This is a genomic window from Xenorhabdus bovienii SS-2004 (assembly GCF_000027225.1).
Lineage (GTDB): Bacteria > Pseudomonadota > Gammaproteobacteria > Enterobacterales > Enterobacteriaceae > Xenorhabdus > Xenorhabdus bovienii_C.
The window spans coordinates 438125-464248 of record NC_013892.1; the positions used below are offsets into that span (position 1 = coordinate 438125).

Annotated in this window: 19 protein-coding genes, 1 tRNA gene and 3 pseudogenes; 7 read left to right on the top strand and 16 right to left on the bottom strand. The window is 46.5% G+C overall.

Annotated features, from left to right (window positions below; translation table 11 throughout):
• Positions 1-199: 199 nt before the first annotated feature.
• The 5 genes from XBJ1_RS01900 to XBJ1_RS01920 all read right to left on the bottom strand — a co-directional run bounded on the left by XBJ1_RS01900 (position 200) and on the right by XBJ1_RS01920 (position 4853).
• Positions 200-973 (bottom strand): amino acid ABC transporter substrate-binding protein, encoded by a 774-nt coding sequence (locus XBJ1_RS01900; RefSeq protein ID WP_012987037.1) that lies wholly within the window; start codon positions 971-973, stop codon positions 200-202.
• An 81-nt stretch (positions 974-1054) separates the two neighbouring features.
• The gene (locus XBJ1_RS01905; protein WP_012987038.1) at positions 1055-1819 is read right to left on the bottom strand and encodes an amino acid ABC transporter ATP-binding protein; all 765 of its coding nucleotides are present in this window, start codon (positions 1817-1819) and stop codon (positions 1055-1057) included.
• Positions 1803-2510 carry an amino acid ABC transporter permease gene (locus tag XBJ1_RS01910; protein ID WP_038198281.1) on the bottom strand — a complete coding sequence of 236 codons (708 nt, stop codon included), beginning with the start codon at positions 2508-2510 and terminating at the stop codon, positions 1803-1805. Before XBJ1_RS01910 ends, XBJ1_RS01905 begins: the two co-directional genes overlap by 17 nt.
• 444 nt (positions 2511-2954) lie before the next feature.
• Positions 2955-3938: an IS30 family transposase gene (locus XBJ1_RS01915; RefSeq protein ID WP_012987041.1), complete on the bottom strand. Its 984-nt coding sequence runs from the start codon at positions 3936-3938 to the stop codon at positions 2955-2957.
• 141 nt (positions 3939-4079) lie between these two features.
• A complete protein-coding gene (locus XBJ1_RS01920) occupies positions 4080-4853 on the bottom strand; it encodes an amino acid ABC transporter substrate-binding protein (RefSeq protein ID WP_012987042.1) in 774 nt (257 codons plus the stop codon).
• 512 nt (positions 4854-5365) lie between these two features.
• On the opposite strand from XBJ1_RS01920, the gene XBJ1_RS01925 reads away from it, so the two are divergent.
• Positions 5366-6046, top strand: a complete 681-nt coding sequence (locus XBJ1_RS01925) for an AzlC family ABC transporter permease (protein WP_012987044.1) — start codon at positions 5366-5368, stop codon at positions 6044-6046.
• A gap of 17 nt (positions 6047-6063) precedes the next feature.
• Positions 6064-6375 (top strand): hypothetical protein, encoded by a 312-nt coding sequence (locus XBJ1_RS22850; RefSeq protein ID WP_012987045.1) that lies wholly within the window; start codon positions 6064-6066, stop codon positions 6373-6375.
• Between the two features lie 232 nt (positions 6376-6607).
• Here XBJ1_RS22850 and mazF read toward each other — a convergent pair whose 3' ends face one another.
• A complete protein-coding gene (mazF, locus tag XBJ1_RS01935; RefSeq protein WP_012987047.1) occupies positions 6608-6946 on the bottom strand; it encodes an endoribonuclease MazF in 339 nt (112 codons plus the stop codon).
• A gap of 101 nt (positions 6947-7047) precedes the next feature.
• On the bottom strand, positions 7048-7293 hold the full coding sequence (locus XBJ1_RS01940; RefSeq protein WP_012987048.1) for an AbrB/MazE/SpoVT family DNA-binding domain-containing protein: 246 nt from the start codon (positions 7291-7293) through the stop codon (positions 7048-7050).
• 91 nt (positions 7294-7384) lie between these two features.
• Between XBJ1_RS01940 and XBJ1_RS22245 the strand changes: the two are divergent.
• Positions 7385-7528, top strand: a pseudogene (locus XBJ1_RS22245) (recombinase family protein); the annotation flags it as partial.
• 107 nt (positions 7529-7635) lie between these two features.
• On the opposite strand, the gene XBJ1_RS01945 reads toward XBJ1_RS22245, so the two are convergent.
• The 3 genes from XBJ1_RS01945 to pepA all read right to left on the bottom strand — a co-directional run bounded on the left by XBJ1_RS01945 (position 7636) and on the right by pepA (position 12680).
• The gene (locus tag XBJ1_RS01945; RefSeq protein WP_012987050.1) at positions 7636-10533 is read right to left on the bottom strand and encodes a valine--tRNA ligase; all 2898 of its coding nucleotides are present in this window, start codon (positions 10531-10533) and stop codon (positions 7636-7638) included.
• Positions 10534-10546: 13 nt separating this feature from the next.
• The gene (locus XBJ1_RS01950; RefSeq protein ID WP_012987051.1) at positions 10547-11011 is read right to left on the bottom strand and encodes a DNA polymerase III subunit chi; all 465 of its coding nucleotides are present in this window, start codon (positions 11009-11011) and stop codon (positions 10547-10549) included.
• A gap of 160 nt (positions 11012-11171) precedes the next feature.
• A complete protein-coding gene (gene pepA / locus XBJ1_RS01955) occupies positions 11172-12680 on the bottom strand; it encodes a leucyl aminopeptidase (RefSeq protein ID WP_012987053.1) in 1509 nt (502 codons plus the stop codon).
• Positions 12681-12960: 280 nt separating this feature from the next.
• On the opposite strand from pepA, the gene lptF reads away from it, so the two are divergent.
• Positions 12961-14061 carry an LPS export ABC transporter permease LptF gene (lptF, locus tag XBJ1_RS01960; protein ID WP_012987054.1) on the top strand — a complete coding sequence of 367 codons (1101 nt, stop codon included), beginning with the start codon at positions 12961-12963 and terminating at the stop codon, positions 14059-14061.
• Positions 14061-15137 (top strand): LPS export ABC transporter permease LptG, encoded by a 1077-nt coding sequence (gene lptG, locus XBJ1_RS01965; RefSeq protein ID WP_012987055.1) that lies wholly within the window; start codon positions 14061-14063, stop codon positions 15135-15137. Before lptF ends, lptG begins: the two co-directional genes overlap by 1 nt.
• 96 nt (positions 15138-15233) lie before the next feature.
• Here lptG and ampH read toward each other — a convergent pair whose 3' ends face one another.
• Positions 15234-16451, bottom strand: coding sequence for a D-alanyl-D-alanine-carboxypeptidase/endopeptidase AmpH (ampH, locus tag XBJ1_RS01970; RefSeq protein ID WP_012987056.1), 1218 nt, complete (start codon positions 16449-16451; stop codon positions 15234-15236).
• A 393-nt stretch (positions 16452-16844) separates the two neighbouring features.
• Between ampH and XBJ1_RS01975 the strand changes: the two genes are divergently transcribed.
• Both XBJ1_RS01975 and XBJ1_RS01980 read left to right on the top strand, forming a co-directional pair.
• Positions 16845-16929 (top strand) — tRNA-Leu (locus XBJ1_RS01975).
• Between the two features lie 127 nt (positions 16930-17056).
• Positions 17057-17818 (top strand): annotated as a pseudogene (locus tag XBJ1_RS01980) (tyrosine-type recombinase/integrase); the annotation flags it as partial.
• A 150-nt stretch (positions 17819-17968) separates the two neighbouring features.
• Here the strand turns inward: XBJ1_RS01980 and XBJ1_RS01985 are convergent.
• The 5 genes and pseudogenes from XBJ1_RS01985 to XBJ1_RS02005 form a co-directional block, all read right to left on the bottom strand.
• A complete protein-coding gene (locus tag XBJ1_RS01985; RefSeq protein WP_232503299.1) occupies positions 17969-21142 on the bottom strand; it encodes a helicase-related protein in 3174 nt (1057 codons plus the stop codon).
• A complete protein-coding gene (locus XBJ1_RS01990; protein WP_012987060.1) occupies positions 21108-22904 on the bottom strand; it encodes a phospholipase D family protein in 1797 nt (598 codons plus the stop codon). The genes XBJ1_RS01985 and XBJ1_RS01990 overlap by 35 nt, the downstream gene beginning before the upstream one ends.
• Positions 22898-24124 (bottom strand): DUF6361 family protein, encoded by a 1227-nt coding sequence (locus tag XBJ1_RS01995; RefSeq protein WP_012987061.1) that lies wholly within the window; start codon positions 24122-24124, stop codon positions 22898-22900. The genes XBJ1_RS01990 and XBJ1_RS01995 overlap by 7 nt, the downstream gene beginning before the upstream one ends.
• 343 nt (positions 24125-24467) lie before the next feature.
• Complete coding sequence (locus tag XBJ1_RS02000; RefSeq protein WP_012987062.1) at positions 24468-24983, bottom strand: hypothetical protein; 516 nt, start codon at positions 24981-24983, stop codon at positions 24468-24470.
• A 159-nt stretch (positions 24984-25142) separates the two neighbouring features.
• Positions 25143-25863: pseudogene (locus tag XBJ1_RS02005) on the bottom strand (IS5 family transposase).
• Positions 25864-26124: the final 261 nt, after the last annotated feature.

The window sequence follows — 26124 nt, forward strand, 5'->3', positions numbered from 1 at the left end:
ACAGGCAGCTTGTTGGGGGGAGATATGACTCAAGGAGGATAAGGGGATTGGAGCCACACTTGAGGATACCGTTAACTTTATAAGTCACTATCAGCTTGATATTAATTGAAAAAACAAATAAGTAAACAGGATAAATTCGCTGAATTTATTGATGAGCGGCGTGATGAAAACGCCGCTGATTGAGGAATTGAGAGGCAGGTTATTTGGAAATATCAGTGCCGAAGTATTTTTCGGAAATACGGGCATAAGTCCCGTCATCTTTCATGTCTTGTAGTGCCTTATTGATGACGGCGATCAGTTCTGGATCTCCTTTACGGAGCAGAACGGCCGATTTGCTTGCATCAGCTTGCTGGGCGACGATTTTCACTGGTGCATCAGGACGCTGTTTTTTGAAATCCAGAAACGAAAGGCGATCATTCAATGTCGCATCTGCACGACCCGTAGCGACCAAATCAATGGCTTGGTTAAAGCCGTCGGTACTGACTAAATGAGCCCCATTAGAGGTTGCTAGTTGCCCATAGTTACTGGTCAGGGACTGGGCTGAACGTTTTCCTTTGATATCAGCGAAAGTTTTAATATCACTGTTATTATCGCGAGTAATCAATACGACTTGGGAAGCGGTATAAGGAATGGAGAAACTGTACTTCGCTTCTCGTTCAGGTGTGACACCCACTTGGTTGATCACAGCATCAAAACGTTTAGCATCCAGCCCCGCAATCAAACCATCCCATTTGACTTCCATGAATTCTGGTTTGACATTCAGGCGGCGTGCAACTTCACGGGCGATATCTACATCAAAACCAGTTAATTTATTGGCCTGATCGTGATAGGTAAAAGGAGGGTATGTCCCTTCTGTTCCAACTTTAAAGACACCAGAGGCTTTTATCGCGTCCAGATCCTTTCCGGCATAACTGGGGGCGGAAATTGTAAGGGCTGTGGCACCCGCCAGTAACAAACTCAGGAATGCTTTCATTGTATTTCTCCAAATCAATAATGTGTCACTATGCTTATTTGAGCTTAACGGGTTTACGCTGAGTCTAAACGTCACAGCCCGTTATATTTCCCAATCAGGTAAAGTTTCCGTCAGGGTTGAGATAAACTCGCCAGTGCGTTGCTTATTCGGGCGGGTAAACATGGTTTGTGCTGTTCCCGATTCGACAATTTCGCCTGATTCCAGAAAGATAACATTGTGGGCAAGATTGGCGGCCAGACGCAGATCGTGTGTCGCCATTACCATGGTCGTGCCTTCTTCTGCCAAGTGTTTCAGAACAGAAACGACTTCTTTCGATAATTCAGGGTCAAGGGCTGAGGTCGGTTCATCACAGAGCAGCACTTTGGGAGAGGGAGCCATTGCTCTGGCAATAGCCACACGTTGTTGTTGACCACCGGATAATGTGTTCGGCCAGACATCTGCCTTATGGGACATACCCACTTTTTTCAGTAATTCCTGCGCCCGCTCTCTGGCGCGTTCGAGTGGCCATTTTTGTACATAAATCAGCCCTTCTATGATGTTTTCAATCACTGTAAGGTGAGGGAAAAGCTGAAAATTCTGGAATACCATGCCCGTTTGCAGGCTGAACCGTTGGATTTCCCTGTGCGGCAGGCGTTCTTTGCCGGTGAAGGTTATCTGTTCTTTGCCAATTTCCAATGTACCCGCCTGTGGGATCTCCAACAGATTGATGCAGCGTAGCAGGGTACTTTTTCCACTGCCAGAAGGCCCGATCAATGCTGTCAGGCTGCCTTCTTTAATGGTCAGGCTAATGTTTTTCAGCACCTTTTGTCCGTCGAAACTTTTTTCAATGTTAGAGAGCTGAATCATTTTTCGCTTCCTTACTGCTGCGGTGTTGGGAAAATTGTTGGGAGAATTTCTTTTCCAGACGAACTTGTAGTGCTGACAGTACTGAACTTAACAGCAAATAGAGGATAGCGGCTTCGGTATACAGGATCAGCGGTTGGTATGTGACGGCTGCAATGCGCTGTGCAGCCAGAAACATCTCTGGAACAGTGATGACGGAAGCCAGTGAGGTATCTTTTACCAATGAAATAAAGGTATTTGACAGTGGTGGAATAGAAACCCGTGCCGCCTGTGGCAGTACGATCCGGCGCAGTGACTGCCACCAACTCATGCCGATGGAGTGAGACGCTTCCCACTGCCCTTTAGGCACCGAAATCAGTGCTGCTCGGATCACTTCAGAAGTATAAGCACCGACATTAAGAGTAAAGCCGATGACGGCAGAGGTGAAAGCTTCCAGCGTAATGCCCACACTGGGCAGGGCATAAAAGATCAGAAACAATTGAACCAGCAAAGGTGTACCACGGATCAGCCAGACATAAAACCGAACGACTGCAACCAGTGGCTTTGACCCATACAGGCGGATTAAGGCGACGATAAACCCCAAAGAAATCCCCAATGCGAATGTAATCAGCGTGAGGGGAATGGTAAATGTCAGGCCAGCGTAAAGCATCGGCCAAAGGGAATCCAGCGCTAAACTGAGCCATGATGGGGTCATATATTCTTCCTGTTTATAGGGTGGATAGACATATTTATACAACATATCAGAGCCTATCTGATCAGAATAGCGGGTTTAGCTACAGAGATAGGTTGTTGTTCAAAAAGTCTTTATTTTTTGCATAGTTCTTTTAATGATGATATTGCAATACAATGCCATCTTTATATAAAATAAAGTTATAGCTTAGAACCAAGAGTAAGTCAGTGATCTTGATAAAAATGATAAATTCATCGATTATGGCAGACGTTTTTTATAGAGCTGGTTGTTGCAGTTTGAGATACAGCTAAGTTAATAATGCCTATTATGATAATATGTTTTATTGAGGGTGGGGTTAACATAATATAAAGGTGATGATTTTATTTGGTGTTTTTATTATATGTAACTTGATTAAATGATAGATCCTGTAAGAAAACCGAGATTAAAAGTGTTTCTTGGATTCACATATTAAGCGCAACACCGTAATGGACGAAGTAAATGAGAGGATATTCCTTTAAATAACTCATTCGGTGTTTTGTAATCTCGTGTTTTACGAGGACGATTATTTAATCGGTTTGCCACAAGGTTAATCTCCCGCTCTGATACCTTATTAAAATCAGTTCCTTTTGGGAAGTAATCTCTGATTAATCCATTCGTGTTCTCATTTATCCCTCTTTCCCAGGGGGAATACGGGTGAGCAAAATAAATTTTTGTCTCTAAATTTTTACTGATCAGTTCGTGTTCGGCAAATTCGAGGCCGTTATCAAAGGTCATTGTTTTAATTTTATGTTTTATCAGTGATAAATGTCTTGTTGCCGCTTTTGCGACCCCTTCTGCTGTTTTATTTTCAAGTTTAATTATGATAGTAAATAACGATTTTCGTTCAACTAATGTCAATAATGCACTTTTATGATTTTTACCCACGATAGTATCTCCTTCCCAATCACCAATACGCTGCTTTTTATCAACAAGTTTGGGACGCTTATCAATACTGACTCTGTTTTTAATTTTTCCTCTGCGCTCATAACTTCCATAGCGTTTACGATACGGTTTTTTCGCAATTCTAAGATGTTGCCATAAATTACCACCATTAATTTTATCCTTATAAATCAATCGATAAACTGTTTCATGATGCAAAGATATTATATTTTCCCTTTTGAGATAACCGACTGTTTGTTCAGGACTTAAATCTTGCCAAATTAACTGTTTGATCCACATTTCTATCTCTGGTTTCATTTTTACTGCTTTTGTAGCACACTGTCGGCGCGCTACGGCCTTAAGCTGAGCTTGTTCAGGCGTATATTTCTTTGCCTCCCGATTTCGTCTCAATTCCCGGCTAATCGTTGATGGGTTTCGATTGAGTGACTTTGAAATCTCCCGTTGTGAAAAACCGGCTTCTTTCAGGCTGAAAATCTGATATCTTTCTGTTTCGGTCAGTTGTTTATAGGCCATAGCGCATTTTCCTTTGGCGAGAAAGATGCCTACTATAGCAACTGACCGCCTTTCTTAGAAATTGCACTTATTATGCGAATCCAAGTTTTTTAATTTAAATGGTTTATGAATAATTAAAAAACACCCATAATTTTATTCTGATTATTCAGCCACCTCTCCGCCAAAATAATTATCCCAAATCTGCTGATAAGTGCCATCGTTTTTAATTTCAGTAATGGCTTTATCAACAGCGGCTTTTAATTCAGGATCACTTTTACGCAGCAGCACGGCGGTTTGTGCTGCGTTGGTATCGGCCGCTACAATTTTTACCGGTGCATCCGGGCGATGTTTTTTATAGTCGAGATAAGAAAGTTTATCATTGATAGTGGCATCTGCCCGACCTGTGCTGACCAATTCCACTTCCTGACTAAAGCCATTGGTTCCGATAATTTCTGCACCATAATGGCGGGCAATCTGGGCAAAGTTATTAGTCAGGGTATGGGAGGAGGTTCTGCCTTTTAAATCCCTGAAAGTTTTAATGTCGTTATTATCTTTTCGGGTAATCAGCACAGCCTCAGAAATGACATAGGGCAGGGAAAAGCTATATTTTTTCTCGCGTTCTGGTGTAATAGCAATTTGATTCATGACGGCATCGGAACGTCCGGCATCAAGGCCACCAATCAAACCATCCCACTTGCCTTCAATAAATTCGGGTTTTACTTTCATACGCAGAGCAATTTCGCGACCAATTTCCACATCAAAACCGGTTAACTTGCCGGAAGCATCATGATAACTGAAGGGCGCATAGGCTCCTTCTGTCCCGATTCTGAATACACCTGTGGATTGGATATTATCAAGAGTGGACTTTGCATAAGCCAGTTGGGTGATGCCTAATTGGATGATAGTTGCCAGTAGTATATTCAGAATTATATTCATTATTTCTCCAAGAGTTATAATTAAAAAATCACACTTACTATGATAATGGGAATGATAGAATTTTCGTATATAAAATAATGTTATATCTTATTTGGGATATTTTTCTCATGATTTCATCTGTTTATGCTGAAAATAACAGTAGAAATACATTCTTATTAGCGTGTTATTCAGATTATTAAACTATTTCTGTAACTAAAATATTCACCATTATTAGAATGAGTTTTGTTCATTATATATTGATTGATTATTCTCATATTGAAGTATGTCACAAATATCACTAAACCAGTTGCTATGATATTCGACCTGCTATATCTTGGCCTGTAAATGAATAACTTATTGAGTATTATGTCATTTTATAGTAAAACCTTTATGGCCATATCCTTCATCTTTCAGGTTGCTGCCGCGATGCAACCCGAAATCTATCGGGTATATATTGCTGATATAAAATTCGTCGATTATTCTACAAATTTAAATATAGGTGCCAAGTGCTGAATCCATTATTTAGGAAAGGCATGGTTGATTCTTTACCTGTCTGTATCTCCTTTTTTCTTATCTTTGCTTCGATTGGAGCGTTGTATCAACGTCACGGCATTCCATTAATGGAAACGTTGGTCGGTTCGTTGCTGATCTATGCGGCACCATTGCAGGTGGCTGCGGTAGGGTATCTTGCCGATGGGGCAGTGCTTTCTGTTATTATTTTGGCATTGCTGATCAATTTTCGCTTTTTCTTGATGGCAATGGTGATGTCACAATATTTTCAGGGTATTCCGAAGCGGAATATTTTACTGGCGATGTTAGGATTCAGTGCCAGTACTTATACCGTGGCGCATTCACATATTTCCGCAGAGAATATCAAGGGTGGAAAATCCCAGTTTACTTTCTATTTGGGAATTGCTATACCCTGTTTTGTCATTACATTTTGTGCCACCTTACTGGGATATGTTTCTGCGGAATACCTTAATTATGAATCCCTCTCGTTATTTCTGATGATGCTGGTTCCCATTCATTTTGCTTCTTTAACCGCCAAACGTGCAGGCAAGGATATGTCAGTCATGGCGACGGTTATGGGGGGGTTGTGTGCGCCATTGTTGAATGAAGTGAACATGAAATTAGTGGATCTGGTGATACCGATTTTGTGTGGAGTATTCATCGCACTATTTGAACGGAAAACCAGAAAGGATAGATCATCGTGATGCTATTAATAATAGTAATGGGATTAATTAGTTTCTTATTGAGAGTGACTCCATTTTTGATGAATAACAATAAATCATTCAAAGCCGATAGTTTGTTTATTACATCGTTGGATTATGCTATTTGTTTTATTATTGGAACTATTATCGTCAATATTTCCTTGAATAATTTATCACTAAGTGAATTAATTAATCAGTTTAATATTAATTATTTTATTTCTTTAGTCACGATTGTTTTGGCATATTTCATCAGCAAATATATGTGTTCAATATTAAAAATCCTGTTTTTTTCGCTGGTATTTTTTATCGTTATTCATTGGCTGTTGCGTTAATACAGCCTAGCCACTGCAATATTAAATGCAGTGGCTTAACTTGAATGAAGTTCATTAAACTGGTTGGCTTATTCAGAGTACAACTCCACATGGCTTTTGTATGTAAAATGGCCTATACGTTATGTTGATTATCATTGTGAAAATAGGATATTCCCGGATAAGGGGTTACCTCAGGGAATGGAGTTTAAAGCACTCTAAGCGGGTAGCATGGGTCATAACGCTCTGAAACTTATCAGCCTATTAACGCTTTAGCTTTTGCTTTAACCTCTGAAAGTACGGAAGCCGATACTTTTCCTTTTATTTTAGCATTGCGTTCGCGCCAGTCTAAACTTTTTACCTGATCAGCCAGTACTGCACTATCCCCTTCACCTTCACCTTCTACTTTTACTTCAAAAGGATAGCCTTTGATCTTAGTGGTCATGGGGCAACATAACATCAGCCCTATCCGACCATTATAAATAGCAGGGCTAAGAACCAATGCAGGGCGGTGTCCTGCTTGCTCGTGCCCTGCTTGCGGATCAAAATCAAGCCATACAATATCGCCAGCTTCTGGTACATATTTTGATTTCATTGAAACTCATCCTCTTTGCCTTTCCAACAATTTGATTACAAAACTTATTCCTTCTGAGGTTCTGATTACATCCAAAGGATTAAAACAGTGACTTATCCTAATTACAGTAGCTCCTTGCCAGTTGGTTTTCCGAAGGAAATTTCTTCATGAATATTTTCGTTTGTAACACCGGAAAGTAACGCATCAAGCGTATATTCTTTAGCGCGCACAGGTACAATCACGATACGCCCATCTTCTACAGTAATTTCAACAGTATCATCGACGTTCAGAGACGCTGCTTTCATAATTGAAACCGGAAGCCTTACTGACGGGCTATTACCCCATTTTTTAACGATAACTTGTGACATTGTTATGCCCTCACAACGTTTATGTAGTTTTTATATATTAAACAATAAACCGAACGTGTCAACATTGTCGATACATTATAGTTTGTTATCCGGTGTTCGATTTAAGAGTCTGACTGATGCTATAGATACTGGTATGTCTTCAGACCGTTCTTTCTTTCATGTGATGGCGGGTCTGGCGGAAATGGAGCGAGAACTTACAGTTGAATCTATCCGCGCAGGACGGGAAACAGTCAAAAAACATAAAATTAAGTTCATATAAACGGTCGTTAAAGTGGACTATGAAAAAAGCCACTGCAACTAAATGCAGTGGCTTATACTTGAATGAAGTTCAATCAAGAAAGATTACAGCGCAGCAATCGTCTCTTTCTGTGCCAGTAATTTCTCTTTTGCCGCATGGTTGATTGCCAGACGTTCACGCTCTTTGGCGACAACGGCCTCCGGCGCACGGCTGACAAAACCGTCGTTAGCCAGTTTGGCTTCAATAGCGTTGATTTCTTTATCCAGCTTCTCGATTTCTTTATCCAAACGTGCCAGCTCGACGTCTTTATCGATCAGACCGGCCATTGGGATCAGTATTTCTGTACCGTTGATCAGCTTGGTGACAGAAACAGGGGCTTCTTCGCCCGCCGCCAGAACGGTGACGGAAGTAAGACGACCCATCGACTGAATGAAGTTGAGGTTTTCAGCTACACGGCGTTGTGCATCCGCATTGGCATCACGCAACAGAACTTCCAGCGGTTTGCTGGGTGCGATGTTCATTTCTGCACGAATGTTACGTACCGCAATAATGGCTTCTTTGATCCATTCCAGATCGTTCAGCGCCAGCTCGTCCACTTTCGTCTGATCAAATTCAGGGAAGGGTTGTAGCATGATGGTATCTGCATTGATGCCTTTCACCACTTTCACACGTTGCCAGATGATTTCGGTGATAAATGGAATGATGGGATGTGCCAGACGTAACAGGCCTTCCAGTACTTCAATCAGTGTATGGCGAGCCGCACGAACTTCGGCCTCTGAACCTTTGTTGATAGCCGGTTTTGACAGTTCCAGATACCAGTCACAGAATTGGTTCCATGTGAATTCGTAAAGAATGTTGGCGGCAATATCAAAACGGTAGGTATCCAACGCTTCACGGTAGGTTTTCACGGTCTGGTTAAATTCAGCCAGAATCCAGCGGTCGGCCAGTGACAGGGACATTTCTCCGCCATTTTGACCGCAATCCTGCCCTTCGGTATTCATCAGCACGAAACGGCTGGCGTTCCATAACTTGTTACAGAAGTTGCGATAACCTTGCAGGCGCTTCATGTCCCAGTTGATATCACGTCCGGTAGAAGCCAGTGCCGCCAGTGTGAAACGCAGGGCGTCAGTACCGTGGGCTTCGATGCCTTCGGGGAACTGTTTTTCCGTACGTTTGCCGATTTTCTCGGCCAGTTGTGGCTGCATCATGTTGCCGGTACGTTTTTCCAGCAGATTTTCCAGCGAAATACCGTCGATCATATCCAGCGGATCGATAACGTTCCCTTTGGATTTTGACATTTTCTGGCCTTCGTCATCACGGATCAGGCCGGTCATGTACACGGTTTTGAATGGAACCTGCGGTTTGCCGTTTTCATCTTTGATGAAATGCATGGTCATCATGATCATGCGGGCAATCCAGAAGAAGATAATGTCGAAGCCACTGACCAGCACATTGGTCGGATGGAAGGTTTTCAGGGCTTCGGTCTGCTCAGGCCAACCGAGAGTGGAGAATGTCCACAGGCCAGAGGAGAACCAGGTATCCAGCACGTCTTCGTCCTGAGTCAGGGTAATATCCGCACTCAGATTGTTTTCACGGCGGACTTCTTCTTCATCGCGGCCAACATAGACGTTGCCTTGAGCGTCGTACCATGCAGGGATGCGATGACCCCACCATAATTGACGAGAGATACACCAATCCTGAATATCGCGCATCCAGGAGTAGTACATGTTCTCGTACTGTTTTGGCACGAACTGGATATCACCATTTTCAACGGCTTCAAGCGCCACTTTTGCCAGCGGAGCAGTGCGGACATACCATTGGTCAGTCAGCATTGGCTCAATTACCACGCCGCCACGGTCGCCGTAAGGTACGGTCAGATCATGAGGCTTGGTTTCTACCAGCAGACCCTGTTTTTCAAATTCGGCCACAATCGCTTTACGGGCAGCGAAACGCTCCATGCCACGGTATTCGGCAGGAATATCAGCCGAATAAACGTCAGAAGATTCACCATTGGTATCGAAAATTTCCGCTTCGTCACGGATATCGCCGTCAAATGTCAGAATATTGATCATTGGCAGGCTGTGACGCTTACCGACTTCATAGTCATTGAAATCGTGCGCTGGTGTGATTTTCACGCAGCCGGTGCCTTTCTCCATATCCGCATGTTCATCGCCTAAGATAGGAATGCGACGGTTCATCAGAGGCAGGATGATCTCTTTACCAATCAGATCCTTATAACGTGGATCTTCTGGGTTAACGGCAACGCCGGTATCCCCCAGCAGGGTTTCCGGGCGAGTTGTGGCGACAATCAGATAATCTTTACCTTCGGCAGTTTTGGCGCCGTCAGCCAGCGGGTAGCGCAGGTGCCACATGGAACCCTTCACTTCGCGGTTTTCGACTTCCAAGTCAGAAATCGCGGTACGCAGTTTCGGATCCCAGTTGACCAGACGTTTGCCACGGTAAATCAGGTCTTCCTGATACAGGCGGACAAAGGCTTCTTTAACCGCTTTTGACAGGCCTTCATCCATGGTGAAGCGCTCACGCTCCCAATCCACGGAGTTGCCCAGACGGCGCATCTGGTTGGTAATATTACCCCCCGATTCCGCTTTCCATTGCCAAATTTTGTCGATAAAGGCGTCACGGCCATAATCGTGGCGGGTTTTGCCTTCTTCGGCTGCGATTTTACGCTCAACGACCATCTGCGTTGCGATACCTGCGTGGTCAGTACCCGCCTGCCACAAGGTGTTTTTGCCCTGCATGCGCTGATAACGCACCATGGTATCCATGATGGTCTGCTGGAAAGCATGCCCCATATGCAGGCTGCCAGTGACGTTTGGCGGAGGAATGACGATGCAGAAACTTTCACGGCTGGTATCGCCATTCGGTTTGAAATAACCGTTCTTTTCCCAGTGGTTATAAAGAGGTTGCTCTATCTCTGTCGGATTATAGGTTTTATCGAGAGATGGCTCAGATTGCGTTTGATTAGCGGGTGTCTTTTCCATTTTGTCTTGATATTTAATAGGTTGGCGGTGTTGCCATGGTCAAATTAAAGCTGACGCTACGATAAACTTTATATCGTTCGCGCGCTAACTGTTTCAGATTTTCATCAATAGGGACGAAGTCTATCACTTCATGGAAAGCTGTGGCAAAGTCTGCAAAGTGAGGAAGCAGTGTTACCAGAATATCGCGGGGAGCATTGCTTCTTTTCTGCGGCCAGCACAACTCCACAGGAGCCCCATAACGAGGGCCTTCTCCGGCAAGGTTGTGTGGTACAAATTGACTTGGCTCCCGCTGCCATAGTGCTTCGTCCAGTTTTTCGGCCTGCTGCTGGCTTTCGCAAGCAATCAGAACCCGCTTCCCTGCCCGCCACTGATCAGCGGCAAGCTGGCATGCCAGCCATTCATGTGGCTGTAATTCATCAGAAGACGATAATTGTTCCTGTGAGAGCTTTTCCAATAAATAGAAGGTGGCGTTTTTCATAGTCTCATGATTACAGAGAATGGGTTACAGAAAAATGATGGGAAAAGCGATACAAAAGGGTATTGCAGCCGCAATACCCTTAATTCCGTTGATTCCCTTGATACCTCTAGACTACACCTTTTATGTCGAACTATTAGGCGACAAAAAGGGGGCAGGGGTATTAATCATCCGCATTCAGACCTGCACGATTTAACAGGAATTGTGCTAAGAGCGCAACCGGACGACCTGTTGCTCCTTTGGCTTTACCTGAACGCCATGCTGTGCCTGCAATATCCAGATGCGCCCAATTGTATTTGGTCGTAAAGCGGGACAGGAAACAGCCTGCGGTAATCGTCCCGCCAGCGCGTCCACCAATGTTTGCCATATCTGCAAAATTGGAATCGAGCTGCTCGAAATATTCGTCAGCCATTGGCAGGCGCCATGCACGATCTCCAGCCTGTTCTGAGGCATTCAGCAGTTCATGTGCCAGCGGGTTATGGTTGGACATCAGCCCGGTATAGTGACTGCCCAGCGCAATAACACAAGCGCCAGTCAAGGTAGCCACATCAATAACCAGTTCTGGATCGAAACGCTCAACGTAGGTCAACACGTCACACAGCACCAGGCGGCCTTCTGCATCGGTGTTCAGGACTTCAACTGTCTGGCCGGACATGGTGGTCAAAATGTCTCCCGGACGGAAGGCACGTCCACCCGGCATATTTTCACATCCCGCCAATACACCAATAACATTGAGCGGCAGTTGCAGTTCTGCAATAACCCGCATGACACCATAAACAGAAGCTGCGCCACACATGTCATACTTCATCTCATCCATGCCTTCGCCTGGTTTGAGAGAAATACCACCGGCATCGAAAGTCAGCCCTTTGCCCACCAGTACGATGGGTTTCGCATTGGCGTCTTTGCTGCCTTTATACTCGATCACGGACATCAGGGATTCATTCTGGGAACCTTGACCGACCGCCAGATAAGAATTCATACCCAGCTCTTTCATCTGCTCTTCGCCAATCACCTTGGTATTCAGGTTGTCGGCAGTGTCAGCAAGCTGGCGCGCCTGTGATGCCAGATATGCGGCATTACAGATATTCGGCGGCATGTTTGCCAGATCTTTCGACGCTTTGATACCCGATGCAATGGCAAGGCCATGCTGAATGGCGCGTTCGCCGCTGGTTAATTCACGGCGGGTTGGCACATTGAACACTATCTTACGCAATGGGCGGCGCAGTTCGTTTTTACTGCTTTTAAGCTGATCGAAAACATAGAGTGATTCTTTTGCTGTTTCGACCGCTTGACGCACTTTCCAGTAGTTATTGCGTCCCTTGACGTGTAATTCGGTCAGGAAACAGACCGCTTCCATAGAGCCGGTCTCATTGAGGGTACTGATGGTTTTCTGGATAATCTGCTTATACTGGCGCTCATCCAGCTCACGCTCTTTTCCGCAACCAACCAGCAAAATGCGCTCAGACAGCACATTAGGAACATGATGAAGCAACAGGGATTGACCCACTTTGCCTTCAAGTTCACCACGGCGTAGTAAGGCACTGATATAACCGTTACTTATTTTGTCAAGTTGCTCTGCGATAGGGGAAAGACGACGAGGTTCAAACACGCCGACAATAATACACGCACTGCGCTGTTTCTCCGGACTACCGCTTTTTACACTAAACTCCATGCGTTCTCCTGAATCTTAAAGACAAAGACGGATACAATCGCTAAAATATCACGTTGCGCATTAATTCATCCCAAAGAAAATTCACTGTTATGTTAAGCTCACCGCATTATTTTTTGGTACTTAGCTAACGATAAGTGTGTTCTAATTGGGGACCAATATATGGGATGCTTTGGTATCATTTTAGCAATGGGGAAGCCAAACTGATGCATATAAATGGTAGATATACGACGAAGTTAGCGACTTTCCTGCAAAAAGACAAGTTTTCACAGGCGTAATAAGCGTGATCATCATTAGATATCTAGTACGGGAAACTCTGAAAAGCCAAATCGCAATACTTTTCATCTTATTGCTGATCTTCTTCAGCCAAAAATTAGTTGAAGTATTGGGTGCGGCGGTTGAAGGAAGTGTTCCCGCAAATTTGGTTCTATCCTTGTTAGGTTTAGGTGTGCCGGAAATGGCGCAGCTTATTTTACCCCTGAGTCTGTTTCTTGGGGTATTAATGACGTTCAGCAAACTCTATACCGAAAGTGAGATTACCGTCATGCATGCCTGTGGGTTGGGCAAAGGTGTGTTGGTAAAATCGGCCTTGATTCTGGCCTTGTTCACATCAATGCTGGCGGCGGCTAACGTTCTCTGGTTCACTCCGTGGTCTTCTAAATACCAAGAGCAAGTGTTGGCGGATGCAAAAGCTAACCCAAGTCTTGCGGCCATTATGGAAGGTCAGTTTAAGCCTTCCCGTGATGGCAACATGGTGCTGTATATCGGTGACGTCAAGGGCAATAACTTTGAGAATGTGTTCCTTGCTCAGCTCCGACCGGTGAATAATCAGCGCCCTTCCGTGGTGATTGCGGATGGCGGCCATATGGAAGAGCGTCCGAATGGTAATCAGGTCGCGGTACTCCATCAGGGGGTGCGTTATGAAGGCACTGCACTGATGCGTGACTTCCGCATTACCGATTTCAAAAATTATCAGGCGGTGATTGGGCACAAAGCCGCTGATATTGATAGCGATAAAGTTGAGCAGAAGACATTCTCCCAGCTCTGGCACAAGGGTGACGAAGATTCCCGTGCAGAGCTGCACTGGCGCCTGACCCTGATTGTGTCGGTGCTGGTCATGGCGCTGCTGGTGGTTCCATTGAGTGCCGTGAACCCGCGGCAGGGGCGTGTGCTCAGTATGCTGCCTGCTATGCTGCTTTACCTGATTTTCTTCCTGCTGCAAAGTTCCCTGCGCTCCAATGGCGGCAGGGGTAAACTCGACCCCGCATTCTGGATGTGGTTGGTCAACGGAGCCTATTTTGCCTTGGCGCTGGCGCTCAATATGTGGGATACCGTACCCATGCGCAAACTGCGTTCTCGCTTTAAGAATCAAGGAGCGGCCTGATGTTTGGGGTACTGGACAGATATATTGGGCGGACTATCCTGCAAACCATTTTGATGACGCTGTTCACGCTGGTGTCGCTTTCCGGCATCATCAAGTTTGTCGATCAGCTTCGCAAGGTTGGGCAGGGGGAATATAGCGCGTTTGCTGCTGGCATCTATACGCTGTTGAGTGTTCCTAAAGATATCCAAATCTTCTTTCCGATGGCGGCGCTGCTTGGAGGGTTATTGGGTCTGGGGGCGCTGGCAACACGCAGTGAACTGGTGGTTATGCAGGCTTCTGGTTTTACTCGCCTGCAAGTGGCGGGTTCAGTCATGAAAACCGCGATCCCGTTGGTATTTCTGACAATGGTGATCGGTGAATGGGTCGCTCCACAGGGGGAACAAATCGCCCGTAACTATCGTTCCCAGAAGATGTTTGGTGGCTCCCTGATGTCCACTGCCAAAGGGATGTGGGCGAAAGATGGTAATGATTTTGTCTATATTAAGAGTGTAGACAAGGATAATGCCCTGAGAGACGTCAGTATCTATCATTTTGATGACAACAAAAAACTGCTGTCAGTAAAATATGCGGCTACGGCGGTGTATGATCAAAATAACAGGCAGTGGAAATTATCGCAGGTTGAAGAGTCTGATTTACGTCAGATTGGCCGGATCACGGGCTCACAGCGTATTTCTGCTGAATGGAAAAGCTTGCTGACACCGGAAAAACTGGGCGTAGTCGCTCTTGATCCGGATGCACTCTCCATTCGCGGGCTTCAGCAGTACATTACTTACCTGAAGCAGGGGCAACAAGATGCCGGTCGTTACCAGCTCAATATGTGGAAGAAAGTCTTTGCCCCTCTGTCTGTTGCGGTCATGATGCTGATGGCACTTTCCTTTATCTTCGGGCCACTGCGCAGTGTGGCAATGGGAGTCAGGGTCATTGCGGGTATCAGTACAGGCTTCATATTTTATGTCTTGAATGAGATATTTGGCCCATTGAGCTTGGTTTACAGCATGCCACCGCTATTGGGAGCGCTGCTACCGAGTCTGTTATTCTTTGTAGTGAGTGTTTACTTCCTTCTGCATCGAAAATAACGTTCATCACAAATCACAGCCTGAGCTTTACACTTACAAATCTCAGGCTGTGATTTTTCAAGAACATTCCTCTAACACACGATACTCACGACAGAACTATAACTTTCCATGATTTCGTGACAGTGCTGCGACCAATTCATTCACCCCGTTAGTGACACGACTGAACTTGCTTTGTTCCTTGCGCGTCATCACCACAAACACACCGATATTTTGCTCAGGGATCATCGCCATATAGGTATTGAACCCGCCGCCGCCGCCGGTTTTCTGATAGATGCCCGGCACCCCTTTTTTGGCATCCATATATACCCAGCCAAGCCCGATCCCGTCTGCTTGACCCGCGACATCCATTCCTGTGATTGACGTCAGATTTTCACGTTTAAAATAGATACCCTGCTCACGGCTGGCGGTCTTCTTCCTCAATTGATTGTGGGAGGATAAAAACTGCTGCATCCAGCGCTGCATATCTACGGGAGTCGAATAAATCCCGCCACTGCCTGCTGCGGCGATGGTACTGAGACAGGGACTGGGCTTAACCCCTTCCATTAAACGAGCACATTGGGAACGAGAGGGTGTCAGTGTCGTATCCTTCATGCGATAAGGGCGGGTGATCTCTTCTTGTAGCAGCCGGGTATAGGGTTCCCCCGTGGCTTTAGAGAGCGCATCCGCCAGTAAATCGTAAGCCAGATTGGAATACGAAGCCGTTGTACCGGGAGCGGCATTCATACCTGCTGTTTTCAGCCAAGCCCAGCGATTTGATTGTGTTGGCCAGATAAACACCGGCCGCCCCCATTTTCCGCCCGGCTGCTCTCGTGGCAGGCCGCTGGTATGGCTGGCCAGATGATACAGGCGGATCGGTTGAGTTATCGCATAATCGGGTACACGCACACCATGATAAGTGTATTTCTGCAACGGATCGGTGATCTTGAGGCGTTCCTTCTGCGCCAGCTTAATCATGACCTCGCTGGTCATCAGTTTCGTTATCGAAGCAAGGCGGATCACCGAATCCTGTCGCGGACGGGCTCCACTCCCCGGATAAGTCTCCCCGAAACTGCGATGCACCACCTGATTATTATCGATAATCACCATTGCCATCCCCAACGGATTACCTTCATCAAAGATTGACTGTGCATACTGGTCGACCAGAGATGAGGCCATTTTCTTGGTATTATCATTACCCTCAAAAACTTGCCATTTTGTGGTTTTTTTGCCTGATTGCGGAAAATTATTCTGGTGTGCATTATCGGGGGCAGCACAAGCCGAAAGCGCCCATGACAGGGCTGAAACAGCAAAAAGTTTATATAACTGTTTGTTCATTTTTTGGATTAACCAATCAGGGAGCGTTTAATTGGAACAACATTGTTATTTCTTTTTCTTAAACAGCGCGATGACAGCGCCAATAATGATACCCACAAGGATACCTATAAAAATATAGCCGATAATAGACATGATTGTTTACCTCAGAGCGGTATGTTGTTGTGGAATTATATAAGGTGTTTAAAGGTTGTCTATTGGTAGACGGGGATTGTGGGCGAATGATTTGTGCTGCTTGAAAGGAAGATGGTCGGGTTTTGAGCGTTTTTAATGGGAAAGGATTAGATATGCTTTTTTTTTCGACACTTGAACAAGATTGAAAGGATAAGTGTTGCGAATGGACTTCTGACAGGTATAATGACCTCCGTTTTCCGAGTACTTCTCGAATACTTCAGTGCCGAAGTGGCGAAATCGGTAGACGCAGTTGATTCAAAATCAACCGCCTTCGGGTGTGCCGGTTCGAGTCCGGCCTTCGGCACCATATAAATTAAGACGCTAAAAAGCGTCTTTTTTTACGTCTGAAATCCAGTCCCCGTAAAGCTCTTCCCGCTTTTCCATTCAACATAAGTCAACCTGATTCAATCTACATCAACTTACTGATGCGGGTACAACTGCGGGTAACGTTTGAAGTGGTTGCCAGAGACTGGCACGCCAGCAATCAGAAATGGTCGGCATCGCATAGCGCTCGTGTATTGAAAAGTCTCGAAGATAATATCTTCGCTGCTATCGGTAAGCGGAACATTGCAGAACTGAAAACGCGAGACCTACTTGTACCCATCAAAGCAGTCGAGTCATCCGGACGCCTTGAAGTCGCCGCCCGTTTACAGCAGCGTACTACCGCGATTATGCGCTTTGCCGTTCAGAGCGGCTTAATCGACTATAACCCTGCGCAAGAGATTGCCGGTGCGGTTGCTACAGCGAAAAGACAGCATCGTGCTGCTCTGGAACTTAATCGCATTCCTGAATTACTTCACCACATCGATCACTATTCTGGCAGGCCGTTAACTCGACTGGCAGTTGAACTCACTTTGTTGGTTTTCATCCGTTCAAGCGAGCTGCGTTTTGCCCGCTGGTCAGAAGTGGATTTTGAAAAGGCTATGTGGACGATTCCAGGTGAGCGTGAACCACTTGAAGGTGTTAAGCATTCTCAACGTGGTTCGAAGATGCGGACTCCTCATCTTGTTCCCTTGTCGCAACAGGCTCTAGCAATTTTGGAAAAGATTAAAAGCATGAATGGGAATCGAGAGCTGATTTTTGTAGGCGATCACGATCCGCGTAAACCCATGAGTGAGAATACGGTGAACAAGGCTCTGCGAGTGATGGGTTATGACACGAAAACGGAAGTATGTGGGCATGATTTTATCACACTACAGAGTGCCGGTAATACCGATTTAGATAACCTAGAGCGAAATATTCAGGGAAAAATCCAACATACGGATAATCCAAGAGAACTGGTTGCAACAGAATTGGCTCTTAACTTGCTAACTGAACAAATTGCATCATCCGATGTCCTCAGTGGATCACACCTTTGGTGGTTCAAGAGAAATGAGCCACTGTGCTAAATCCGTTAAAGACTCATCGCCAATGTGTTTCAGGCCGAACAGCAAGTCTTCCTGGCGCGGCTGGCCGAAGACAATACGGTAGAGTGCAAGTTCTCGCTTGAGCCGCTTAAACTTAATGCTCTCTTTGCTGTACGGCAGTATGGGAACCCGGCGCTCGACGCGAGAGGTTCCTTCTTCAAAAATCCAGTAGGGAATCAAATCCGACTGTCCCGCTTTGCGCTGACTTGCCGCAAGTGCGAAGAGCTGTGTCCATGGATCTGCACTTTCTGCCAGCGAATGAAGTGCACTCAAACCATAATGCTCGGCAATATTCTTCCTTACCGCATGGCCCTTATAACGATGTACTCGTCCTTCACGCTGCTCCATATCGACTGGGTTTGACGGAAGATTCCAGTGCATCACCGCGTGGCACCAGGTGTGAAAATCGAGTCCCTCTTGCCCGATTGAAGTGGAAGCCAATACAAAGGGGTGAAAGGGGGAGTTAAACGCATCTTTTACCGACTCTGCATGCGCGACGGCCTGATCCGTGTCGTCCCGCAGTTGGCCGTAGCGTAAGGCAAAGCGGCAGCGTGTGTACAAATCGCTCCAAGTATAATTACCGCCTTTCGTCTTGAGCTCATCAACGTTCAATTGCGTGGTACGCAGTGAAACCACAGCCTGAATACGGGGTGCAATAGCCGCCAGTTGCGCTTCGGCGGGTTCATGCTGCAACCCCATCGACTCCAGCAGTGTATGAACATACTCATCCAGCATGGCCTGAATGTTGCCATCGATGCCATAACGCAGCGTCAGCCGCCAGTAAGTGTCATCGCCTGAGCCGCGTAGTAGCGAAATACTCTCTGCCTGGTTGTAGAGCGAACGAAATCCTGAAGCGATCTGCGCTGCTGCGGACAATATCTCAGCCGAATCGGTTGCCAGGCCTGTGTCGATACGGCTGAGCGCCCGGAGGGCACATGTTCCGGGGCTGGCAAGCGCGAAGTCACAGAGAACCTCTGCCAGATCGTCAGGACGTGGGCCGAGGGATATCTTACCATTTGCCACCTCGGCAAACTGGTCGATATGTTCCTGGAAGTTTTCGGCAGGGTCATTTTGGGATGGCCCGGTATACCAGCCATGTTCGCCCAGCCACCAGTCTGGCGTTTCGGTACGGGCATCCAGCAACGCCGGGGCTGCCCAGTACCAGCGTTCGTCCGCACGAGACCCCGGTCCGCCATTGGGCAGTGTCTCAAGCAGCGCTTCACATTTCACCGTTGCAATTGCTCTCACGGCCTTTACACTCAGCGGCTCACCGGGGTTTTGGCGAGCAATTTCAAGCGGATCGATATGGCGGGCAAGTGTTGGTGACGGTAGCATCCAGGCTATAACGGGCATTCCGGTGAGGCGGCCATCTTTCGATGATTTTGCAAAATTGAGTAGCGATTTTACTTTTTTTTTGAACTGGCTGTGTAGAATCAGGGGAGCAGCACCAACCATTCGTCGTTCAGCTTCATAAGAGCAGACAGTGGCAATCGCATTAGGTACTGCGCTCCAGGCGGAAAAGACCAGCGTTTTGGTCAGACTCTCTTTGTTGGCATACACCCCATTTGGTGTTGTGTAAGGCAGTGAAGGTGGCATCCACAAAAGCTGCCACATACCTTTATCCAGCGTATCTTCAAACAGCATCCGCATTCGTGGATTTGCAGCATCTAATGGCTGGTAGTGTTCCCGCTTTTTTTTCGTCAGCAAGTGAGGTTTTGCTGATTTAACGAGTTTACGCAACGTATCTGAAGGAGATTTCAGTGCCTTATCTATAAGGGTACGTAATTCGTAATGTTTTAGGAAATTGAAAAGATAAGGCATCGATTTCCAGTATTCGAGGATATCGCGAGCTTGCACTTCCATGGCTACGCCATCAACGGCCGCAGCGTGATAAAGGTCGGTGGGCGTAATGATTGCTGGTTGCAAGACTTCCTTCGTCATCGCATCTAGCTTTTGTGTCATCGTTACCCGTTCGGTACGGCACATAACCTGTAATAAAGCGTGCTCAAGTGCATTTTTTGTCTCCGCTGCGTTTTCTGAGGTGTGCAACGCGGTACGGTGATCGAGCAAGTGCTGCTGAATATCTTTGATTTGACTGTCATCGTTATACAAAAACTGCAATGTACGGATAAAGTCGGCGTAATGATTATCCTCTTCGCTTTCCTGGTCGAGGGTAAACATTTTATACGGGGTCGCCGAGAGTAAGAGCACGCGTACGTCCGGCTGTTCAAAGAGTGCCTTTGCCAGCAATGCAGCTTCATCATCACCATCTAGCAAGGCTTTAAATCGCTGAAACTCATCAAGGATAACCAGATCGGGTTCCAGCGCAGATAAGCACACAGAAGCCAGTTTGCTTCTGAGTTTGCCGATCAGTGCGTAGCGCAGTTCAGAATTGTGCGTCTCGCTGTCCTCATCGTCATCGGCGAAATATTCGCACCCCTCCTTCAGCAGATCATACAGTTCGGCATCGTCTAACACCTTGCGACGAAAATCCTTTGCTAGTTCCCTGTCAATGTCGTCGACAGAAAGCTGGTCAACTGCGGAACACCAGCCATGTCGGCTAGCTGTTGCCTGGAGCAGGTTAAGCATCCCCATGCGTAAACGTTCACGACGCTCGCCTTTAGCCAGCGGTAAATCGTACAAAATGCGATACAGGATCGCGCGCTCTTCTTTATGACCTCCACGGCTGCGGGTGTGATCAAGGGCGGTGTTCGGCGTCAGGCTGATAAAATTAATTCTGTTTTTGCGCAGAGACCGTACCTGTTTTGGTAGGAATGTCAGTCGCGTTGAGTGTGAAAACTGCGTTTCATTGCTGACGTTTAGGCGCTTGATATTCTGCGTTGCGATGGCCGCATTTGAACAGATATAAATAATGTCGATACGGTCGACTTTATCCTGCAAATGTTCGATTGTTTTGGCGATGATGCCCCGAGCAACCATCGTTTTTCCCAGACCCACTTCATCAGCTACCAAAAAGCGATTTTGCTGTCTATCACCGTAAAATTGCTGAAAAACATAATTCACAGTGCGTTGCTGAAAATCTTTCAATCCCGTTAGTGGGGCGATAATACTGGGATGCTTATCGGCCATATCGTCCTCCCATGGCTGATTCAAATACGGCCCACAGAGCAAGAAAATCTTGCGGAATCATGTCGTTCTTCCCTTTTCGCATATTTTCCACCAGCGCGGCGATATCGTTTAAACGTTCGGGTTCGCGGCTATAGATACGTGTCAGCTCTTCCAGAACGCTGAATTCCTCTCCATTGGCTAGCCCTGTAAAGAAATGACCATCACCGAAGGTATTTTCGGCAAAGAAGGATTGATGCCCCGTTTCACCTATCAACATCAACAAGTAACGTAGAAAATCCTGATTCCGCATGCTGCTTTGTAAAATCATTGCGTTGTGATCGGGGGGTAAGGAATCAATTGGCAGATTGAGAACGAACCTGAGCGATACGTCTGGGTGCGATGTTTTAAGGGAAAACGCTGTCAGTCCGGTAATTGCTTGGACTGAAAACTCTCCGAGTTCTCTTTTATTCTCCTTATTCGGGTCCTGTAGATTGCAGCTTAACACTTCTGATACCGTTATGGGCCATGCTGTTGCCTGCACAACTCCCGGTAACTTAGGAATCTCGCCAATAAGCCACAATGCCCAGCTTTGGTCGTTTTGACCGGGGTGACCATGAAGACTCAATGTAGCTTCAGCAAGCAACGTACGCGCCTGTTCAAGATGGCATTCTGCTTTGACACGCAGGGCATCGGGCTCAAACGGCTGGGCAGGGTCGAAATCTTGCAGATAGCTTCCCATCCCGTCGCTGCTAAGGAGGTCATCAATAGTGCCCGTGTGCTTTTTCTTACCCTTGAGCGAGACTAAAATTTCGCAGTTTGTTTTCCCCAGTAGCGCCGCGCTGGTGGCGTTCGCTGAGCCCAGAACCAGTTCGCTGTCTCGGCCATTTTCAAATAGATACGCTTTGGCATGCAGACCGGAGGCAATGATCTCATCAGGTGAGCTCTCGTCGTGCATCTGCCCTTCGGCTGCGTCGTCAAGATGAAGCTGGCGCGTGAAAAGGTTGAGCGTCTTTTTACTCAAGGCGAGCAGGGTGTCAGGTCTTGAAATCAGGGCATCAGCTTGTTGGCAATGTTCCACGATGTGGCGCAGGGCCTCATCGGTGCAAAACGGTGATATAACCACCGCACGATCCGCTTCGGGTGGCTTCCATTCGTAACCTTCTCCGGGCAGGAAAAACGCGACTTTATCAAAACCAGCGGGACATTCCCATTCAATATACAACAGTTCATCTGCGAAGCGCTGCGCCTGCTTCCGGCGATGTTTCGCCATTTTTCCCGTCGCCCGTTTGGGCAATACGGAGAATAAATGCACCAGTGCTTTATTGGCACTTTGCTTACGTTTTACAGGGTAGCCGTCCAACTGCAAAGAGAGGTCCCAGGACGAATCAGTGGTTAAATTTCGGCTCAGTACTACCAACCGATACATGACTTCGTCTGTTTCAGGATTGATAAAACGAATCGCCCAGATTTTGGGGTGAAAGACCCCGCGGCCTTTGGCTTTTGATTCAACAATCATATCTTCAAGCAACCCGAACAAAGGGTTGGGCTTGAGCTTTGTGGGAACTTGAATGCGGCCTTTTTGAACGTATACCGTGATACGTTCGGAATAACGACGAATGGCTTCAAAAATGGATAGCGGATCCTGAGCGCGATTGCTGTCGGTTGCTGTGAAAGCCAAATAGACCGGTGCCTGCAGTAAAAATGCCGGGTCGAGTGAGAAGCTTGTAGCTATGGCTTCGTCAAACACCATACCGGGAGGAGAAGTCAGTGCCGAAGTATATAAGCTGCGATTGTTGGGATTTAGCATTCTTCTCTCCTGAGGCCGTGCGCCAGATCCTTAAGAACTATTTGGACGTTATGCCAGCGGTAAACCAGCCGCAGGGTTCCGGCATAGCCACTCCATTGCTCCAGAGAGCGTCTGTTTTTGAAGCGCGAACGTGGGCCTTTGAGGGTTATTTCGCGAGCACGGATTAGATCACAAGCTTCTTTACTGGTGAGTAATGTCACAGGGGACTGTTGGATAAGAGCAATCCACTGTTCCACAAAGCGGCGGGTTTTTAGGCTAATGCTATAGCCCGGTTCGGCGGTGAGTTCCCACATGCGGCCGAGCGACCAGGTAGCGATTTCCTTACGTGGGAGTGCAGTAAACCAGTCGACGAAGTTGTTATTGTGTTGAGACAGAAGGTCGTTATCTGAACGCTCTTTGGCGAGCAAATAGTTATAAAGCAGGGCTGCACCGTGCATCGTATAAGAAAAAAGCCGCGCGTGAGTCAGCAGTTCCTTGAGTTCATCTGGGAACCTCGCGTAATCAGGGTGTTCCCATGGTGAACTCACATCTGCCGGTTCGCTATGCAGCGTCAGCCAGGCCAACAGACTGCCTTTGCATGACAATTGAATACGATCGCGAAGAAAGCTGGCTTCCTGGCGTGTTAGTGCAAACGTTGCATCATTAGGAAAGTTGGGCGGTGGCGCAGGCAGGCTGGAGTGCCAGCTCTGGGCTGGTTTATACGCGCTTGTGTCGCCCATATCACCCCGATTTTTTTCAAGGTATTCTCGCTCGCTGATTTCCGTACGTTCGCGATACAATTCATCCACACGCCGATGATATTCTTCCTGCGACCACATAGTCTCGCGAATACCCCAGCGCCGCAGCCCGGACCAGTAAACGGAGCTGGGCAAGCGTTTAAGCTTCTCGCGTGAGTTTTTACCAAATGTACCGGCCGAATCTTCGAGCCGGGAGAGTGTGATAATTAAGGCGCGTTCGTCACGGTCGGCCTGAGTACCAAAGTTTGCGGCGGGTATGCGTTTATTCTCGAGGCGCAGATAGATCCATGGAACAAAAAGCATGTAGCGTAAACGGGTCTGGATGGTGCTGGTTCCTGGAAATAACTGTTCAGCAAAACTATCTCGGATCGAGCCAATACCCAATTCATCACGGCTCTCTTTTTGTTGAAAGAGCGCAAGAATATTTAACGTTTTAGCCTGTGTGTCTGCATCGTGATCAAGCCAACCTAACGCGGATGCCATATCTAATTCCTTGGTTAAATTTATTATCTGTTGCTTGCTTTTGCATGCATTTCCAACCGCTCGTTAATCGTCTGTTTTAGGCCGATACAAATATCTCATAGATAATCAATATTCACTCACTGAGTTTTTCCTCGCAAGTGAGATGTCTGGGTCGTTCTGGCACCGATCATTATCATTGGGAGCGATAAAGGTTCAGCAAACATAATCAGACGTCAGTAGAACGGCGTTAGTCATCCCCAAAAGGGTAGACTGACGCCATCCGGTTCAATAGCTTAAAGGGATTAAGAAGGGGATAGCTATGTAGTTGTCACTCTATGAGATGTTGGAGTAAAAACTGTGATACTCAGAAATCAATTCTGCGTGGGCGCCCGGGGACTTCATTGCAGCCGTACAGCAGCAGGCCATGTTTCTGCTGAATTTTGGTCATATACGCCAGTACCTGTCGGATATTGGCGATACTGCCCGGATCGCTGTAACGTACCGGGATATTGATATCGGCCTCGTAATGCTCTTTAAACTCGCATCGGTGATACCAGCCATCCCGGTCAGTGATATCGCTCCATTGCAAACCGGCTTGCTGAGCCCAGGGATATGTGTTCTGAGTTTTGCTACCATCCAGCCAGAACACGACATGGGCATGGTAGTGATGATCTTCAGTCCATTCGATAACCCAGAAGAAACCGACCACCGCTTCGAGTTGCCGATAATCTCGCAGGAAAAACTTAGCGGTATGATCCTGGTAAAATAGATCTGTTCGGAATGCACGCAGGCAGGAATAGTGCTCTACCAGTTTGTCGATATGGTTGTTCAGGAGTGACTGTAGAAACCAGTCTGGCTCCCATCGTTTTTTGTTTTGCATAGGATAAATTTCTTTAGTGCTGGCGAGGACCAGCTAGTGGAATGCACCAGGCCTTCAGGAGGGGCCATGGCTGGGGATCTACATAGATTAAGAGGATGAATGTAAAAAGGGAGTGCCTATTAATTATATTAGGGGCTGTTGACGTTTTGAGTTCATCATTTACTCAACCCACATAGGCAGCCACACAATGGTAAACGCCAGTGCTAACGTACTGGCATAATTGCGTGCTAATTTATCGTATCTTGTGGCTATTGCCCGGAAATGTTTAATTTTGGCAAAGGCATTTTCCACCAAATGCCGGTGACAGTATAAATAGTCATCAATGTTTTTATCTGCTCTACGGCTATTTTTTCTATAAGGAATGACCGCTGTCGTAACCTTTGTCCGCTATCACAAAGTCCGAAGGGGGCGATTGTTCGACTAAACTTTCCGCATGAACAATGTCATGCACTTGTCCCCCGGATAATTCAAAATGAACAGGCAAGCCGTAACTATCGACGGCTAAATGAATTTTGGTAGAAAGTCCTCCCCGACTTTTACCAATGGCTTCATCTTCCACAGAAGCGGCACCTGAACTATGTTGATGAGCCCGAACAATACTGCCATCAATGAACAACCATTCTGTATCTGTATTCTCAGATAATAATTTGAATAATAAATTAAAAATAGCTTTCTTAGACCCATCATTAAAGCGCTTAAAAATGGTGTTCCATTTGCCAAATTCAGTGGGGGCATCTCGCCAGGGACAGCCTGTTCGCATCCGGTAAAGGATCCTCTCGAAAGTCAGATAATGTTCTTCTTTGTGATATACATATCCACTTTGTTGCATCAATACAGCTAGCTTATTCCATAAAGGTTTTGATAACATTGTTCTTGGCATGATGGTCTGGGGTAATGGTTTTTTCGCGAAGACAATGATACCAGAGCATCATGCTGTTCAAATTCTCCTCATAAAACGTCAACAGCCCCTAGTAACATCACGTTTTATGGGCGACAGGCTGCAACGAAAGGATCTCTTGTTACTTGTGGAAATCATTCGGGTAATTTTTCTATCGTAGGTGGTGTGAATTGCTTTTTTTATATGGGAACTAAACTGGCTGGAACGTTAGATAGCCAGAGCACTTGCCCTTGCGGGGTCATG